16 protein-coding genes, 1 tRNA gene and 1 riboswitch are annotated in these 13,992 nt (G+C 71.1%); of the genes, 11 read left to right on the forward strand and 6 right to left on the reverse strand.

All coding sequences use genetic code 11. The annotated features are described in order from the left end of the window. Nucleotides 1-82 precede the first annotated feature (82 nt). On the reverse strand, nt 83-1,330 hold the full coding sequence (locus tag AB0L29_RS10240; protein WP_365825345.1) for a PTS transporter subunit EIIC: 1,248 nt from the start codon (nt 1,328-1,330) through the stop codon (nt 83-85). 770 nt (nt 1,331-2,100) lie between these two features. On the opposite strand from AB0L29_RS10240, the gene AB0L29_RS10245 reads away from it, so the two are divergent. The 4 genes from AB0L29_RS10245 (at nt 2,101) to rdgB (ending at nt 4,370) form a co-directional block, all read left to right on the forward strand. After that, nucleotides 2,101-2,334 carry a PTS glucose/sucrose transporter subunit IIB gene (locus tag AB0L29_RS10245; RefSeq protein WP_365825347.1) on the forward strand — a complete coding sequence of 78 codons (234 nt, stop codon included), beginning with the start codon at nt 2,101-2,103 and terminating at the stop codon, nt 2,332-2,334. A 112-nt stretch (nt 2,335-2,446) separates the two neighbouring features. Beyond that, nucleotides 2,447-3,184 carry a ribonuclease PH gene (gene rph, locus AB0L29_RS10250; RefSeq protein WP_365825349.1) on the forward strand — a complete coding sequence of 246 codons (738 nt, stop codon included), beginning with the start codon at nt 2,447-2,449 and terminating at the stop codon, nt 3,182-3,184. Between the two features lie 150 nt (nt 3,185-3,334). Next, nucleotides 3,335-3,733, forward strand: coding sequence for a hypothetical protein (locus AB0L29_RS10255; RefSeq protein ID WP_365825351.1), 399 nt, complete (start codon nt 3,335-3,337; stop codon nt 3,731-3,733). A gap of 34 nt (nt 3,734-3,767) precedes the next feature. Next, nucleotides 3,768-4,370 (forward strand): RdgB/HAM1 family non-canonical purine NTP pyrophosphatase, encoded by a 603-nt coding sequence (gene rdgB / locus AB0L29_RS10260; RefSeq protein ID WP_365825353.1) that lies wholly within the window; start codon nt 3,768-3,770, stop codon nt 4,368-4,370. 42 nt (nt 4,371-4,412) lie between these two features. Here the strand turns inward: rdgB and AB0L29_RS10265 are convergent. The 4 genes from AB0L29_RS10265 to bcp form a co-directional block, all read right to left on the reverse strand. Beyond that, a tRNA-Leu gene (locus AB0L29_RS10265) sits at nt 4,413-4,496 on the reverse strand. Continuing rightward, nucleotides 4,462-5,169, reverse strand: a complete 708-nt coding sequence (locus AB0L29_RS10270; protein ID WP_365825355.1) for an HNH endonuclease signature motif containing protein — start codon at nt 5,167-5,169, stop codon at nt 4,462-4,464. The genes AB0L29_RS10265 and AB0L29_RS10270 overlap by 35 nt, the downstream gene beginning before the upstream one ends. Continuing rightward, the gene (locus AB0L29_RS10275) at nt 5,166-5,828 is read right to left on the reverse strand and encodes an HNH endonuclease signature motif containing protein (protein ID WP_365825357.1); all 663 of its coding nucleotides are present in this window, start codon (nt 5,826-5,828) and stop codon (nt 5,166-5,168) included. The genes AB0L29_RS10270 and AB0L29_RS10275 overlap by 4 nt, the downstream gene beginning before the upstream one ends. Before the next feature lie 208 nt (nt 5,829-6,036). Next, nucleotides 6,037-6,504, reverse strand: coding sequence for a thioredoxin-dependent thiol peroxidase (bcp, locus tag AB0L29_RS10280; RefSeq protein ID WP_365825358.1), 468 nt, complete (start codon nt 6,502-6,504; stop codon nt 6,037-6,039). A 141-nt stretch (nt 6,505-6,645) separates the two neighbouring features. Here bcp and AB0L29_RS10285 point away from each other — a divergent pair, with 141 nt between their 5' ends. The 3 genes from AB0L29_RS10285 (at nt 6,646) to AB0L29_RS10295 (ending at nt 7,840) form a co-directional block, all read left to right on the forward strand. Next, nucleotides 6,646-6,975: a DUF3618 domain-containing protein gene (locus AB0L29_RS10285; RefSeq protein WP_365825360.1), complete on the forward strand. Its 330-nt coding sequence runs from the start codon at nt 6,646-6,648 to the stop codon at nt 6,973-6,975. 44 nt (nt 6,976-7,019) lie between these two features. Beyond that, on the forward strand, nt 7,020-7,373 hold the full coding sequence (locus tag AB0L29_RS10290) for a co-chaperone GroES (protein WP_365825362.1): 354 nt from the start codon (nt 7,020-7,022) through the stop codon (nt 7,371-7,373). Nucleotides 7,374-7,411: 38 nt separating this feature from the next. Continuing rightward, nucleotides 7,412-7,487, forward strand: a riboswitch (guanidine-III (ykkC-III) riboswitch). Between the two features lie 32 nt (nt 7,488-7,519). Next, the gene (locus tag AB0L29_RS10295) at nt 7,520-7,840 is read left to right on the forward strand and encodes a multidrug efflux SMR transporter (protein ID WP_365825364.1); all 321 of its coding nucleotides are present in this window, start codon (nt 7,520-7,522) and stop codon (nt 7,838-7,840) included. Between the two features lies 1 nt (nt 7,841). On the opposite strand, the gene AB0L29_RS10300 is transcribed toward AB0L29_RS10295, so the two are convergent. Further along, nucleotides 7,842-10,256: a transglycosylase domain-containing protein gene (locus tag AB0L29_RS10300; RefSeq protein WP_365825366.1), complete on the reverse strand. Its 2,415-nt coding sequence runs from the start codon at nt 10,254-10,256 to the stop codon at nt 7,842-7,844. A gap of 208 nt (nt 10,257-10,464) precedes the next feature. Between AB0L29_RS10300 and AB0L29_RS10305 the strand changes: the two genes are divergently transcribed. The 4 genes from AB0L29_RS10305 to AB0L29_RS10320 are packed head-to-tail and all read left to right on the forward strand — an operon-like array spanning nt 10,465 to nt 13,990. Next, entirely contained in the window at nt 10,465-11,265 is an 801-nt protein-coding gene (locus AB0L29_RS10305; protein ID WP_365825368.1) for an ABC-2 family transporter protein, read from the forward strand. Between the two features lie 34 nt (nt 11,266-11,299). Next, entirely contained in the window at nt 11,300-12,163 is an 864-nt protein-coding gene (locus AB0L29_RS10310) for an ABC transporter permease (RefSeq protein ID WP_365825594.1), read from the forward strand. A gap of 21 nt (nt 12,164-12,184) precedes the next feature. Continuing rightward, nucleotides 12,185-13,213, forward strand: a complete 1,029-nt coding sequence (locus AB0L29_RS10315; RefSeq protein ID WP_365825596.1) for an ATP-binding cassette domain-containing protein — start codon at nt 12,185-12,187, stop codon at nt 13,211-13,213. A gap of 33 nt (nt 13,214-13,246) precedes the next feature. Continuing rightward, nucleotides 13,247-13,990: a DUF1707 domain-containing protein gene (locus tag AB0L29_RS10320; protein WP_365825370.1), complete on the forward strand. Its 744-nt coding sequence runs from the start codon at nt 13,247-13,249 to the stop codon at nt 13,988-13,990. Nucleotides 13,991-13,992: the final 2 nt, after the last annotated feature.

Consider the following 13,992-nt stretch of genomic DNA (forward strand, 5'->3'; position numbering starts at 1 on the left):
CTAACCCCCCCCCCCCCCCCCCCGGGCCCCGCCCCGCGCCCCGCCGCCGCCCCGGGCCTCCTGCCGTGTCGTGCGCGGGACGTCACGCCTTGGTGGCGTCCTCGACCTCCTCCTCGGGCTCGCGGCCCGGGGTCGGCAGATCGAACTTGACGATGGCGAAACGGAAGACCGTGTAGTAGATCGCCGCGAACACCAGGCCGATGGGGATGATCAGCCAGGGCTTGGTGGCCAGGTTCCAGTTGAGCGCGTAGTCGATGAACCCGGCGGAGAAGGTGAAGCCCGCGTGGACGCCCAGGGCCCAGGTGATCGCCATGGACAGGGCGGTGAGCAGCGCGTGGATGACGTACAGCACCGGGGCGATGAACATGAACGCGAACTCGATCGGCTCGGTCACACCGGTCACGAACGACGTCAGCGCCAGCGAGATCATCATGCCCATCACGGCCTTGCGGCGCTCGGGACGGGCGGCGTGCGCGATGGCGATCGCGGCGGCCGGCAGACCGAACATCATGATCGGGAAGAAGCCGGACATGAACTGACCGGCGTCCGGGTCACCGGCGAAGAAGCGGTTCAGGTCGCCGTGGACCACCTCGCCCGCCGCGTTCTGGAACTCGCCGATCTGGAACCACGAGACGGTGTTCACGAACTGGTGCATGCCGACCGGGATCAGCGCACGGTTGACCAGACCGAACAGACCCGCGCCGAGCGCGCCGAGACCGGTGATCCACTCGCCGACGTCCGAGATGCCCTCGCCGATCGGCTCCCACACCAGGCCGAAGAAGACGCCCATGGCGGTGCCGACGAAGGCCATGATGATCGGCACGAGCCGCCGGCCGTTGAAGAAGCCCAGCCAGTCGACCAGCTTCTTGCGGTGGTAGCGCTGCCACAGCACGGCCGCCAGCAGACCCATGACGATGCCGCCGAGGACACCGGGGTTGTTGTAGGTGGCGGCTATGTCCGCGCCGTCCTGGACCTTCGCCTCGGTGACCGGGAACGCCTTCAGCACGTTGCTGTAGACCAGGAAGCCGACCAGGGCGGCCAGGGCGGTGGAGCCGTCCGCCTTCTTGGCGAAACCGATCGCGACACCGATGCAGAACAGCATCGGGAGGTTGTCGAAGATCGCGCCACCGGCCGTGGCGAACACCGCCGTGACCTTGTCGGGCAGATTCAACTTGTCCTGGACGTCCTGCTGACCGAGACGCAGTAGGATACCCGCCGCCGGCAGTACGGCGATCGGAAGCTGCAGACTGCGGCCGACCTTCTGCAGGCCCTGGAACAGGCCGGATCCCCGCTTCTTCGCGGGGGCCGCCGATGCGGTGGCGGTGCTCATACGTCCTCCAACGGGTGGTGGTCTACACCACTCAGTGGTGTAGACCTGTTTTAGCATGTGAAGGCCGCATAAGGAACCCGCGATTCCTGCGACGACGGCGCTACGCGCCGTGCCGGACCGGGGCATCTCCCAAGGCCCCCGGAGCCGCGTTCCGAGGCTTCCCGGGACCGTCCCCGGGGCCGTGTTCCGAGGTCCCGCGAAGCCGCGTCCCGAGGGCTCCGGCGGCCGGGACGAGCCCAGGGGACCGGGCCCCGGTGACGCCCTCGGCCTCCTCCCGCGGCTCGCGCCCCGGGGTCCTCGAAGCTCTCGAAGTCCTGGAAGTCCTGGAAGCCCTGGGAGCCCTCGGAGCGAACCTCGCGAGGGGAACCGGAGGGAGGGGAACCGGAGGGAGGGGAACCGGAGGACCGCGTAGTAGTGCACGACGGCGAAGCGCGGCCCGGCCGGTCGAGGACGCCCGCCGCCGGCAGGGCGGCGACCGGGAGGGAGCCGGAGGCCGCACCCCCTCTTCCGCAACCCCTGGAACACCCGCTTCCGGCGGGCGCGCGCCGGGCCGGCCGCGCCGGCGGAACCGGGGGTGGCGCTCACGGCCGTCCTTCCGGGACCCTCGGCCGGGAGGCGGTTTGGCGGCGGTCCGCAGGGTGGTGTAGACCAGTCGGCGGACGGTTCCGCTGTCGTGACGCCCTCACCCGGTACGTACGACATGACCGCTCGCAAAGATGGGCCAACTGTGGGTTACTGCGACAAAGCGGTTCACATCAGGGAGAAGGAACATGGCCAGCAAGGCTGAGAAGATCGTTGCCGGGCTCGGCGGCATCGACAACATCGAAGAGGTCGAAGGCTGCATCACGCGCCTGCGCACCGAGGTCGTGGACCCCGGCAAGGTCGACGAGGCCGCCCTGAAGGCCGCGGGCGCACACGGCGTCGTCAAGATGGGCAGCGCCATCCAGGTCGTCATCGGCACCGACGCCGACCCGATCGCTGCGGAGATCGAAGACATGATGTGAAACGCGGGCATCATTCCGGGCTTCACGCCCTGAACGACCCCCGTTCCACGTTCGAGGGGCCCCTCCCACCGCGGGAGGGGCCCCTCCCGCGGCTACGGCTAGGCTCAGCGGCATGTCTCGAATCGACGGCCGCACCCCCCAGCAACTCCGCCCGATCAGCATCGAACGCGGCTGGAGCAAGCACGCCGAAGGCTCCGTCCTCGTCTCCTTCGGCGACACCAAGGTCCTCTGCACCGCCTCCGTCACCGAAGGCGTCCCCCGCTGGCGCAAAGGCAGCGGCGAAGGCTGGGTCACCGCGGAATACGCCATGCTGCCCCGCGCCACCAACACCCGCGGCGACCGCGAGTCCGTCAAGGGCCGCATCGGCGGCCGAACCCACGAGATCAGCCGCCTCATCGGCCGCTCCCTGCGCGCCGTCATCGACTACAAGGCGCTCGGCGAGAACACCATCGTCCTCGACTGCGACGTCCTCCAGGCCGACGGCGGCACCCGCACCGCCGCCATCACCGGCGCCTACGTCGCCCTCGCCGACGCCGTCGGCTGGGCCCGCACCAAAAAACTGATCAAGGCCAGCCGTCAGCCGCTGACCGGCACCGTCAGCGCCGTCTCCGTCGGCATCGTCGCGGGCGTCCCCATGCTCGACCTCTGCTACGAGGAGGACGTGCGCGCCGACACCGACATGAACGTCGTCTGCACCGGAGACGGCCGCTTCGTCGAGATCCAGGGCACCGCCGAAGCCGAACCCTTCGCCCGCGAGGAACTCGACGCCCTGCTCGACCTGGCCGTCACCGGCTGCACCGAACTCGCCGCACACCAGCGCGCCGCGCTCGACACGGCCCTCGAAAGGTAAAGAAAGCAAAGGCCACCCCAAGGCGCGAGGCCGGCACGGGCAACCGCACCGGGTGCCCCCGCGTCTGAGGAAATACGGGCGCACGGCTCATCCCTGTGCGCCCGGCCAGCGACCAGGGCCTGCGCGCCCACCGAGGGAGAGGGACGTTCCATGGCCGCGAGCCACCGACGCCGCACCACAGCCGTCGCCGCCACCCTGGCGGCGGTCGCACTGACCGCCGGGCTGACCACCGGCTGCGACGCCGTGGACAAGGCGCTGGACTGCGTCCAGACCGCCGACGCCATCGCCGACAGCGTCACCGACCTCCAGCAGGCCGTGGAGAACGCCGCCAACGACCCGGCACAGGTCGACCAGTCCCTCGACTCCATCGAGAAGAACCTCGACAAGATCGACGACAAGACCGACAACGCCGACGTCAACAAGGCCGTCGACGACCTCACCCAGGCCGTCGGCAACGTCCGCACGGCGATCAGGAACGGCGACAACACCCCCGACATCAGCCCCGTCACCGACGCGGCCGGCGAACTGACCAAGGTCTGCACGCCGTGACCACCGGCCACGGCCCCCGGCAATACTGGGGGCCATGACCCGCTTGATCCTCGCCACCCGCAACGCCGGGAAGATCACCGAGCTGAGGGCGATCCTCGCCGAAGCCGGCCTGCCCCACGACCTCGTCGGAGCCGACGCCTTCCCCGACGTCCCCGACGTCCGGGAGACGGGCGTCACCTTCGCCGAGAACGCCCTCCTCAAGGCCCACGCCCTCGCCCGCGCCACCGGCCTGCCCGCCGTCGCCGACGACTCCGGCCTCTGCGTCGACGTCCTCGGCGGCGCCCCCGGCATCCTCTCCGCCCGCTGGGCGGGCCGCCACGGCGACGACAAGGCCAACCTCGACCTCCTGCTCGCCCAGCTCTCCGACATCGCCGACGAACACCGCGGCGCCCACTTCGCCTGCGCGGCGGCCCTCGCCCTGCCCGACGGCACGGAACGGGTGGTCGAGGGACGGCTGCGGGGCGTCCTGCGCCGCGAGCCCGCCGGCACCAACGGCTTCGGCTACGACCCGATCCTCCAGCCCGAGGGCGAGACGCGGACCTGCGCGGAACTTGCCCCCGAGGAGAAGAACGCGATCAGCCACCGGGGGAAGGCGTTCCGGGCGCTGGTCCCGGTGGTGCGGGAACTGCTGGGCTGAACAACGGGAGAGGGGCCGCCCGGCCGGGCGGCCCCTCTGGCGTGCGGCGGAAGGGATTCGAACCCTCAAGCCCTGTCAGGGGCCACAGATCCTAAGTCTGCTGCGTCGCCGTTGCGCCACCGCCGCTGGCGTCTGCCATGGTAGCGGGAGTCGTCCGCCGTCTTCTGCCTCCCCTGCACCATGTGCTGGTGACCGCGTGGCAGTTGGGGCACAGCAAACGCAGGTTCTCGCGGCGGTTGTCGCGCCAGTCTCCGTTGACGTGATCCACTTCCAAGGTCATGGGCCTGCCCAGCCATTCAGGACCGATCCCGCACCTGGTGCACCGCTCCGGTACGCCGACCTCGCGCAGCGCCCTGCGTAGGCGCGAGGTGGTGATCCGATGCCCTCGCTCATGTCGCACCAGGACTTCCTCCGGCCGCTTCGCCGTCGTGCCCGGCTTCCCCCGCTGGTGCCGCTGTCCCAGGAAGTGAGCGGTCGAGAGGCCGTCATCGGCGATCCACCTGCGCAGATTCGCTCGCTGCGCGCCGTTGTCCGGGCGGCCCAGGCGGCGCAGCAGGTCGGCGATCGAAACCGACTCGGCGACCATCACCCGCAACTCGTCGGGCTTGGGCCGACCTGGCCGTCCGACCGGCGGGAAGTGGGATATGTCGATGCCGAAGTGAGCGAATCGCCTGAGAAGGTATCGGCGGAGGCCGCCGTACGGCCTCGCATCGAGGAAAGCGATGACCTCGTCGATGCCGGAACACTGCTCGGCGGCCTCGGCCAGTCGTCGGCGGGTGTACCGCACACCCTCGCTCATGCTGCGGACTTCCCGGTACGCCCCACGCCGCGACCTCGGTAACTATCGGTCGTGGAATGACAGTTGGGGCAGAGCAGGCGCAGGTTCCCGATCCGGTTGTTCCTCCAGTTGCCGTCGATGTGATCGACTTCAAGCGGCAGCGGCTCTCCGAGCCAGACCGGCTCGATCCCGCAGAGGGCGCACCGCTCGTCGAGGCCGAGTTCGCGCATCGCTCGCTTGAGCCGACTGCTCGGGATGCGTCTGGCGTGGGCTGACGTGTCCTCGACGAGGATCTCCTCGGCGGTCCGACGGCGTTGGTTGTACCTCATGCGCTCGGTTCGGACCACCGGCGTGAAGTGCGACGTGTCGATGCCGTACGCCTTGATCTTGCGACTGATGTGCGTGTGGTGCCCGCCGACCACCTCGAGTCCGAGATGCCGCAGTACCTGGCACATGTTCGTCGAGGCCGAGACCGCCGTCTGAAGGATCTCCCTCGTCCACTTGAACCCCTCCCGCTCGAAGTGGGACGTATCCACTCCCAGCTTCTTCATCCGTGCCCTGAGGTAGTCCCGCGTCGGACTCCCCGGATCCACCCCCAGCCGCACCAACGCCTCCGACAGCGTCCGCGCCCCCCGGGCCGCCTCTTCCAGCCGCTCCCTGGTGTACGCACTGGCCCCCACCGAGCCCCTCCGTCCGTCTCCTCCCGTTCGGCCACGGGTTCGTGGCCCGTACGGAGCAACGAACCGGTTATCGGACGGTCACGCACGATAAACGGAACGGCCCGTACCGGATCGCGCCGGTACGGGCCCTGCCCGGAAGCGGAAGGGTGTCCTCGGGGCCCCAGATCCCCAGATCCCCGGGCTTTCGGACCCCCAGATCCCCGGGTCCTCAGATCCCCAGATCCTTGATGATCTTGGCGACGTGTCCCGTCGCCTTCACGTTGTACAGGGCCCGCTCGACCCGGCCCTCCTCGTCGACGATCACCGTGGAGCGGATGACGCCCACGACCGTCTTGCCGTAGAGCTTCTTCTCGCCGAAGGCGCCGTACGCCTCCAGGACCTTCTTGTCGGGGTCGGCGAGGAGGGTCACCTTCAGGGACTCCTTGTCGCGGAACCTGGCGAGCTTCTCCGGCTTGTCGGGGGAGATGCCGATGACGTCGTAGCCGGCGTCCGCCAGCACCTCCAGGTTGTCCGTGAAGTCGCAGGCCTGCTTCGTGCAGCCTGGAGTCAGGGCCGCCGGGTAGAAGTAGACGATGACCCTGCGGCCCCTGCGGTCGGCCAGGGACACCTCGTTGCCGTCGGCGTCGGGCAGGGTGAAGGCGGGGGCGACGTCCCCGGGCTGGAGGCGGTCGGTCATCGGTCTGGTCTCCTCGTACGTGCGCGCTGCGCGGGCCGGATGCCCGGGATCGAGCGTAACCGGGGGTCCTGGCCGTGCGGCGCGGCGGGGAACTGTCAGACTGTCCGGCAACAGGCACAAGCGGACTTCGGAGGCGACACGGTGGCGGACACGGCGGACACCAGGACCCCGGCGCAGATCGAGGCGGACATCAGGCGCCGCCGTGCGGTGCTGGCCGAGACGCTCGACGAGATCGGGGTGCGGGTGCACCCGAAGACGATCGCCGGGGACGCCAAGGCCAGGGTCGTCTCCCACGTCGATCACACTCTCGGGCGGGCCTATGTCGAGGTCAACCGCGTGGTGAGCGATGTGAAGGCGCAGTTCGTCGACGAGAAGGGCGTGCCCCGGCTGGAGCGGGTGGTGCCCGCCGCGCTCCTGGTGGCCGGGGTCGTCGGGCTGCTCGCCCTGAGCACCCGGCGGCGCAAGGGCTGACCCACTCGCGTACGTGTGCGGCGAAGGCAGGTAGGTTTCAAGACGTGAGCGCCAACAGAAACGACAGCACCCATCCCGACAAGCTGCCCATCCGGATGCTGCACGACCGTGTGCTCGTGCGGCAGGACACCAACGAGGGCGAGCGGCGTTCCGGGGGCGGCATCCTGATCCCCGCCACGGCGGCGGTCGGCCGTCGGCTGGCCTGGGCCGAGGTCGTCGCGGTGGGACAGAACGTGCGGACCGTGGAGGCGGGCGACCGGGTTCTGTTCGACCCGGAGGACCGTGCCGAGGTCGAGGTGCGGGGCATCGCGTACGTGCTCATGCGCGAGCGTGATCTGCACGCCGTCGCCGCGGACCGGTTCGAGGGGTCGGAGGACTCGACCGGCCTGTATCTGTAGTCCGACGGCTCCGGGGCCGGTGACCGCCGTCACCGGCCCCTTTCCCCTGTCCTTGGCAGGTGTGGGGAACCCGACGAGACGCGCCGTACCGGGTGAAGGCAAAGACGACGCATCCCCGTTCCCGTTCGCCTCGCGGAGGTGCCGCCATGGCCTGGATCCTGCTCGTCGTCGCCGGTCTGCTCGAGGTCGGCTGGTCGGTCGGGATGAAGTACACCGAGGGCTTCACCCGGCCCGTCCCCAGTCTGCTCACCGGCGCTGGCATCGTCGCCAGCATGCTGCTGCTGTCCCAGGCCGCGAAGACCCTGCCCATCGGTACCGCTTATGGCGTGTGGGTCGGGATCGGGGCGGCCGGGGCGGCGGTGTTCGGCATGGTGGTGCTGGGGGAGCCGGCGACCGCCGCCCGGGTGTTCTTCGTGTGCCTGCTGCTGGTCGCCGTGGTGGGGCTGAAGGCGACCTCGGGGCACTGAGTCACTCCCGGCGTGCCGTCTGCGGGAGTGCGCCCGTGACGCCTCCGGTGGTGCCGCCCGTGGTGTCTCCGGTGGTGCCGCCGCCGGTGGGGTCCCCGCCGCCCGTGGTGTCGCCGGTGGTGCCGCCGTCCGTGCCGGTGCCGCCGGTGCTCCCGTCGCCGGTGGTGGCGCCGCCGCTCGGGTCGCCGGTGGTGCCGCCGCCGTCGGTCCCGCCGCCGTCGGTCTGGCCCTGTGTGCCGCTCTCGGGGGCGCTGGGGCTCTGGCCGGGCGTCTCGCGGTCCGTGTCCTGTCCGCCGTCGGTGTCGTCCTCGGTGCCGTCGCCGGTGGTGGGGTCGGCCGAGGGCTCGGTGGCGGGTGCCTGCGGCTGGTCGGCGCCCGCCTGGAGCCGGAGGTCGAAGTCGGTGACCGGCTTGCCCTTGAGGGCGTCGCGGGTGAACTGGCCCCAGATCTCGGCGGGGGCGCCGCCGCCGTTGATGCGCTGCAGGCCCATGGCGCCGTACAGCGGCTTCTGCTCGGCCGTGACCGGGTCCTGGCCCATGACGGCGACGACCGTCGCGAGGTCGGGCGTGTAGCCGGCGAACCAGGCGGCCTTGTCGTTCTCGGCGGTGCCGGTCTTGCCGGCCGCCGGGCGGCCGGCGGCCTGGGCGGCGGTGGCGGTGCCGTTCTGGACCACGCTGCGCAGGACCGAGGTGGTGGTGTCGGCGGCCTGGCGGCTGACGGCCTGGCGGGTCCGCCGCTCGGGCAGGTCGAGGGACCTGCCCTCCTTCACGACCTTGTCGACGATCGTGTACGTGCCGTGCTTGCCGTGGTTGGCGAGGGTCGCGTACGCCTCGGCCATGTCCAGCACGCTGGCGGTGGCCGTGCCGAGCGCGATGGCGGGTCCGTCGGCCAGGTCGGGGGTGGTGGCCGGGATGCCGAGGTCGATCGCGGTCCGCTTGACCTTCTGGGGGCCGACGTCGGCCGCCATCTGCGCGTACACCGAGTTCACGGACTTGTCCGTGGCCTCGCTGACCGTGATGTCGCCGTAGGAGACCTGGTCCTCGTTCTCGGGGGCGTACGGGTCGCCGCCCCAGCCCTGCACGAGGCGCTTGTTGGTGCCGTCGTAGATCGTGTTGGGGGTGATCGGGCGGCCGTCCTGGGTGGTGGACCCGTTCTCGACGGCCGAGGTGAACACGAACGGCTTGAAGGTGGAGCCGACCTGGAAGTCCCGGCGGGTGGCGTTGGGGGTGTACTGCTTGACGTAGTCGATGCCGTTGTACATCGCCACGACCTTGCCGGTCTTCGGGTCGACGGCGGCGCCGCCGGCGCGGACGTAGGTGTCGACCTTGCGGTTCTTCTTGTCCAGCTTGGACATCAGCTTGTCGTCGACGGCCTCGACGAAGGCGTCCTGCTTGCTCTTCTGCAGGGTGGTGGTGATGCGGTAGCCGCCCGCGTCCAGGGCGTTCTCGTCGACGATCTTGTTCTGGACGAGGTGGTCCCTGACGATGCGGACGATGTAGCCGCGCTGTCCGGACAGGCCGGTGGAGACGGTGGTCTCCTTCGGCATCGGGAACTTGATGCCGGCCCGTTCCGACTCGTCGAGCCAGCCCTTGGTGACCATGCCGTCCAGGACGTAGTTCCAGCGGGACTCGGCGGCCCGGCGGTTCTCCGGGTGGGCGACGACGTCGTACTGGCTGGGCGCGTTGACCAGTGCGGCGAGGTAGGCGGCGCGGGCGGGGTCGAGGCCGGAGGCGTCCATGCCGTAGTAGGCCTGGGCGGCGGCCTGGATGCCGTAGGCGTTGCGGCCGAAGTAGCTGGTGTTGAGGTAGCCCTCGAGGATCTTGTCCTTGCTCTGCTCGCGGTCCAGCTTGATCGAGATGAAGAACTCCTTCACCTTGCGGGTGACAGTCTGCTCCTGGCGCAGGTAGTAGTTCTTCACGTACTGCTGGGTGATCGTCGAGCCGGACTGCTTGCCCTTGCCGGTGGCGGTGTTCCACGCGGCGCGGACCATGGCCTTGGGGTCGACGGCGGACTCGGTGTAGAAGTCGCGGTCCTCGGCGGCCAGGATCGCGTGCTGGGCGTCCTTGGAGATCTGGGCGAGGGTGACGTTCTCCCGGTTGACCTCGCCGTCCCGGGCGATCACCGAACCGTCCGCGTACAGGTAGACGTTGGCCTGCTGGGTGGCGAGCGCGTTGGCGGGCGGGATCTTCACGAGCGTGTAGCCGACGAAGAACGCGCCGGCCAGCAGTACGCCGACGACGACGCAGGTGCCCAGCACCGTCTTCCAGGTCGGGATGAGCCGGCGCCAGCCGGTGCGCCCGGTCCTCTCGCCGGTGGCGCCCGTGGCGCCGGTGACGTCTTCCGGGTGGTCGGCCGCCTGCGGCTCTTTCGGTGCCCAGCCCGGTGTCGGCTGCTGTGCCTGCGGCTCGTCGCTCATGTCGTGCACGGACTCCTGTTTCGCGTCGTACGTTCCCGTACGCCTCGTACGCCTTCTGCGCCCCCTGATGAAGACTCTCGCATCGCGCGTTCCGTTCCCGGTCACCGGCACACCCGGCAAAAAAGCCGTGGCGGGCCCGCTGCCCGCGCCACTAGGCTCCTGCGCTTCGGTGCCGGTGGGACGGCCGGCGGGCGAGGAGGGCTGTGGCGTGGGCTCGGGACGGTTGTACGCGGCCGTCGTGGCGGGGGGCTTCCGACGGTACGCGACGTACCGGGCGGCCACGGTCGCCGGGGTGTTCACCAACACCGTGTTCGGCCTGATCCTCGTCCACACCTATCTGGCGCTGTGGGACGAAAGACCCCACCTCGGGGGGTACGACCAGGCGCAGGCCGTCACCTACGTGTGGGTCGGGCAGGCGCTGTTCAAGACGCTGGGCATCGGCGGGGGCGGCTTCGAGACGGATCTGATGGAGCGCATCCGCACGGGTGACATCGCGACCGATCTGTGCCGGCCCGCCGATCCGCAGCTGTGGTGGATGGCGACCGACGGGGGCCGGGCGCTGTTCGAGCTGCTCGGGCGGGGGGTGGTGCCCTTCGCGTTCGGGGCGGTGGTCTTCGAGCTGGCGCTGCCGGGGGAGGCCGCGGGCTGGGCGGCGTTCCTGGTGGCGGTGGTGCTGGCCTGGGCGGTCGGCTTCGCCGTCCGGTACCTGGTCGCGCTGTCGGTGTTCTGGCTGCTCGACGGCACCGGGATGGTACAGATGGCGTGGCTGGTCGGGTGGTTCTGCTCGGGGATGCTGCTGCCGCTGAACGTCTTCCCGGGCGCGTTCGGCGAGGTCGTGCGGGTCCTGCCCTGGTCGGCGATCCTGCAGGCGCCCGCGGACGTGCTGCTCGGCGAGGCCGATCCGCTGTCCACGTACGCGTTCCAGGCCGGCTGGGCGGTGGCGCTGCTGGCGGCCGGGCGGCTGCTGCAGTCGGCGGCGACACGGCGGGTGGTGGTCCAGGGTGGGTGAGACGGCGGGCGGGGCGGTGGACGGGGCCGGCGCGGTGCCGGGGGGCCGGGTGCGGGAGGGCTGCGGGCGGGCGGGCCGGGTGCCGGGGGGCCGGGTGCGGGAGGGCCTGCGGGCCTACCGCCTGATCGCCGCCATGTGGATCCGTTCCACGATGGCCTACCGGGCCTCCTTCGTCATGACCACGTTCGGCAGCTTCGCGGTGACCGGGCTGGACTTCGTGGCGATCCTGCTGATGTTCTCCCGGGTCGACGCGCTCGGCGGCTGGTCGCTGCCCGAGATCGCCTTCCTGTACGGCCTGTCCGGTGTGGCCTTCGGGTGCGCCGACCTGGCGATCGGGTCGATGGAGCGGCTGGGGCAGCGGGTGCGTGACGGCACGCTGGACACGCTGCTGGTGCGCCCCGCGCCGGTCCTGGCGCAGATGGCCGCCGACCGTTTCGCGCCGCGCCGCCTGGGCCGGGTGACGCAGGGCGCGCTGGTGCTCGGCTACGCGCTGGCGGCCGTGGACGTCGACTGGACCTTGCCGAAGCTGCTGCTGATGCCGGTGATGCTGGTCAGCGGCGCGGCGATCTTCTGCGCGGTGTTCGTGGCGGGCGCCGCCTTCCAGTTCGTGGCGCAGGACGCCTCCGAGGTGCAGAACGCGTTCACGTACGGGGGGACGACGCTGCTGCAGTACCCGCCGACGGTGTTCGCGCAGGAGCTGGTGCGCGGGGTGACGTTCGTGCTGCCGCTGGCCTTCGTCAACTGGCTGCCCGCGAGCTACGTGCTGGACCGGCCGTACCCGCTGGACCTGCCCGGGTGGGTGGCGTTCGCGCCGCCGCTGGTGGCGGCGGGGTGCTGCACGCTGGCGGGGGCGGCGTGGCGGGCGGGACTGCGTTCCTACCGGAGTACGGGGAGTTGAGGCGGAGTGGGCGACGGCGTGATGGGCGACGGCGTGACGGACGGCGTAGTGACGGGCGACGGCGCAGTGGACGACGGCGGGCCGGGCGGTGGTTTCATCGAGCTCGACCGCGTCGAGAAGGTCTTCGACGTACGCAGGAAGACGGGGTTCCTCAAGCGGGAGCGGCGGCGGGTGCGGGCCGTCGACGCGCTCTCCTTCCGGGTGGCGCGCGGTGAGATGGTCGGCTACATCGGGCCCAACGGGGCGGGCAAGTCGACGACGATCAAGATGCTGACCGGGATCCTGACGCCGAGCGGCGGCCGGCTGCGGGTCGCCGGCATCGACCCCTCCCGGGAGCGGACCCGCCTGGCGCACCGGATCGGCGTGGTGTTCGGGCAGCGCACGACGCTGTGGTGGGACCTGCCGCTGGTCGACTCCTACCGGCTGGCGCACCGCATGTACCGCATTCCCGACGCCCGTTACCGCGAGAACCTCGACCGGCTCGTCGAACTCCTGGACCTGGCGGACCTGCTGGACGTGCCGGTGCGCCAGCTCTCGCTCGGCCAGCGGATGCGCGGCGACATCGCGGCGGCGCTGCTGCACGACCCGGAGGTGCTGTACCTCGACGAGCCCACCATCGGCCTGGACGTCGTCTCCAAGGCGAAGGTGCGCCGCTTCCTGCGGGAGGTGAACGCCGAGCGGGGCACGACGGTGCTGCTGACCACGCACGACCTGCAGGACATCGAGCAGCTGTGCTCCCGGGTGATGGTCATCGACCACGGGCGGCTGATGTACGACGGCCCGCTCGCCGGGCTGCACGAGGTGGCGGAGAGCGAACGGACCCTGGTGGTGGACCTGGAGCGCGAACTGCCGCCGATCGAGGCGCCCGCGCCCGCGCGGGTGGTGCGGGTGGAGGGGCCCCGCCAGTGGCTGTCGTTCCCGGCGTCGCAGTCGGCGGCCCCGCTGGTGGCGCGGATCGCGGCGGAGTACCCGCTGGTGGACCTGTCGGTGCGGGAGCCCGACATCGAGGCGGTGATCGCCGACATGTACGCGGGGAGGACGAGCGCGTAGTGCCGGGCGGGGGGAGCTCGTAGGCTGCTGTCCATGACCGACGACGCAGTCCCGGACCTCCGCGCCTCCGACGCCGACCGCGAGCGGGTCGCCGAGGTCCTGCGGGACGCCCTGGCGGAGGGGCGGCTCGACATGGCGGAGTTCGAGGAGCGGCTGGACGCCACGTACCGGGCGCGGACGTACGGGGAACTGGCGCCGATCACCCGTGACCTGCCGGTCGGGGGCGCGGCCGCGACGCCCCCCGTGCCGCTGGGCAAGGAGCCCGGGGCGGGCGGGAGCTGGGCGGGGCGGATCGTCGGCGGCGAGGGGTCCTCGACGGGGGCCGTCGCCGTGATGTCGGGGTTCCGGCGCAGGGGGCGCTGGACGGTGCCGAGGAAGTTCACCTGCTTCACGTTCTGGGGCGGCGGCGAGATCGACCTGCGCGAGGCGGACTTCGCGGACCGCGAGGTCGAGATCGACTGCTACGCGATCATGGGCGGGGTGGAGATCGTCGTGCCGCCCGGGGTCGAGGTCGTGGTGCGGGGCGTGGGGATCATGGGCGGGTTCGACCAGCGCGAGGAGGGCGTGCCGGGGGACCCGGGGGCGCCCCGCGTGATCGTGACGGGCTTCGCCTTCTGGGGCGGTGTCGGCGTCGAGCGCAAGGCGCCGCGGGCGGAGCGGCGGCGCGAGAAGCTCCGGGGCGGGGACGAGCGCCGCGAGCTGGACGGCTCGCGGCACGATCCGCTGGGCGGCCTGCACGGCCCGCACCGGCGGGAGCGCCACCGCGACGCGGACTAGGG

This window comes from Streptomyces sp. NPDC052701 (assembly GCF_040678355.1).
Lineage (GTDB): Bacteria > Actinomycetota > Actinomycetes > Streptomycetales > Streptomycetaceae > Streptomyces.

What these genes read in the sequence shown, in the direction of transcription:
- AB0L29_RS10245 (WP_365825347.1), top strand. Translation starts at nt 2,101, where the DNA reads ATGGCCAGCAAGGCTGAGAAGATCGTTGCCGGGCTCGGCGGCATCGAC.
- AB0L29_RS10240 (WP_365825345.1), bottom strand. Translation starts at nt 1,330, where the DNA reads ATGAGCACCGCCACCGCATCGGCGGCCCCCGCGAAGAAGCGGGGATCC.
- AB0L29_RS10315 (WP_365825596.1), top strand. Translation starts at nt 12,185, where the DNA reads ATGGGCGACGGCGTGACGGACGGCGTAGTGACGGGCGACGGCGCAGTG.
- bcp (WP_365825358.1), bottom strand. Translation starts at nt 6,504, where the DNA reads ATGACCGACCGCCTCCAGCCCGGGGACGTCGCCCCCGCCTTCACCCTG.
- AB0L29_RS10320 (WP_365825370.1), top strand. Translation starts at nt 13,247, where the DNA reads ATGACCGACGACGCAGTCCCGGACCTCCGCGCCTCCGACGCCGACCGC.
- AB0L29_RS10270 (WP_365825355.1), bottom strand. Translation starts at nt 5,169, where the DNA reads ATGAGCGAGGGTGTGCGGTACACCCGCCGACGACTGGCCGAGGCCGCC.
- AB0L29_RS10255 (WP_365825351.1), top strand. Translation starts at nt 3,335, where the DNA reads ATGGCCGCGAGCCACCGACGCCGCACCACAGCCGTCGCCGCCACCCTG.
- rdgB (WP_365825353.1), top strand. Translation starts at nt 3,768, where the DNA reads ATGACCCGCTTGATCCTCGCCACCCGCAACGCCGGGAAGATCACCGAG.
- AB0L29_RS10300 (WP_365825366.1), bottom strand. Translation starts at nt 10,256, where the DNA reads ATGAGCGACGAGCCGCAGGCACAGCAGCCGACACCGGGCTGGGCACCG.
- AB0L29_RS10295 (WP_365825364.1), top strand. Translation starts at nt 7,520, where the DNA reads ATGGCCTGGATCCTGCTCGTCGTCGCCGGTCTGCTCGAGGTCGGCTGG.
- rph (WP_365825349.1), top strand. Translation starts at nt 2,447, where the DNA reads ATGTCTCGAATCGACGGCCGCACCCCCCAGCAACTCCGCCCGATCAGC.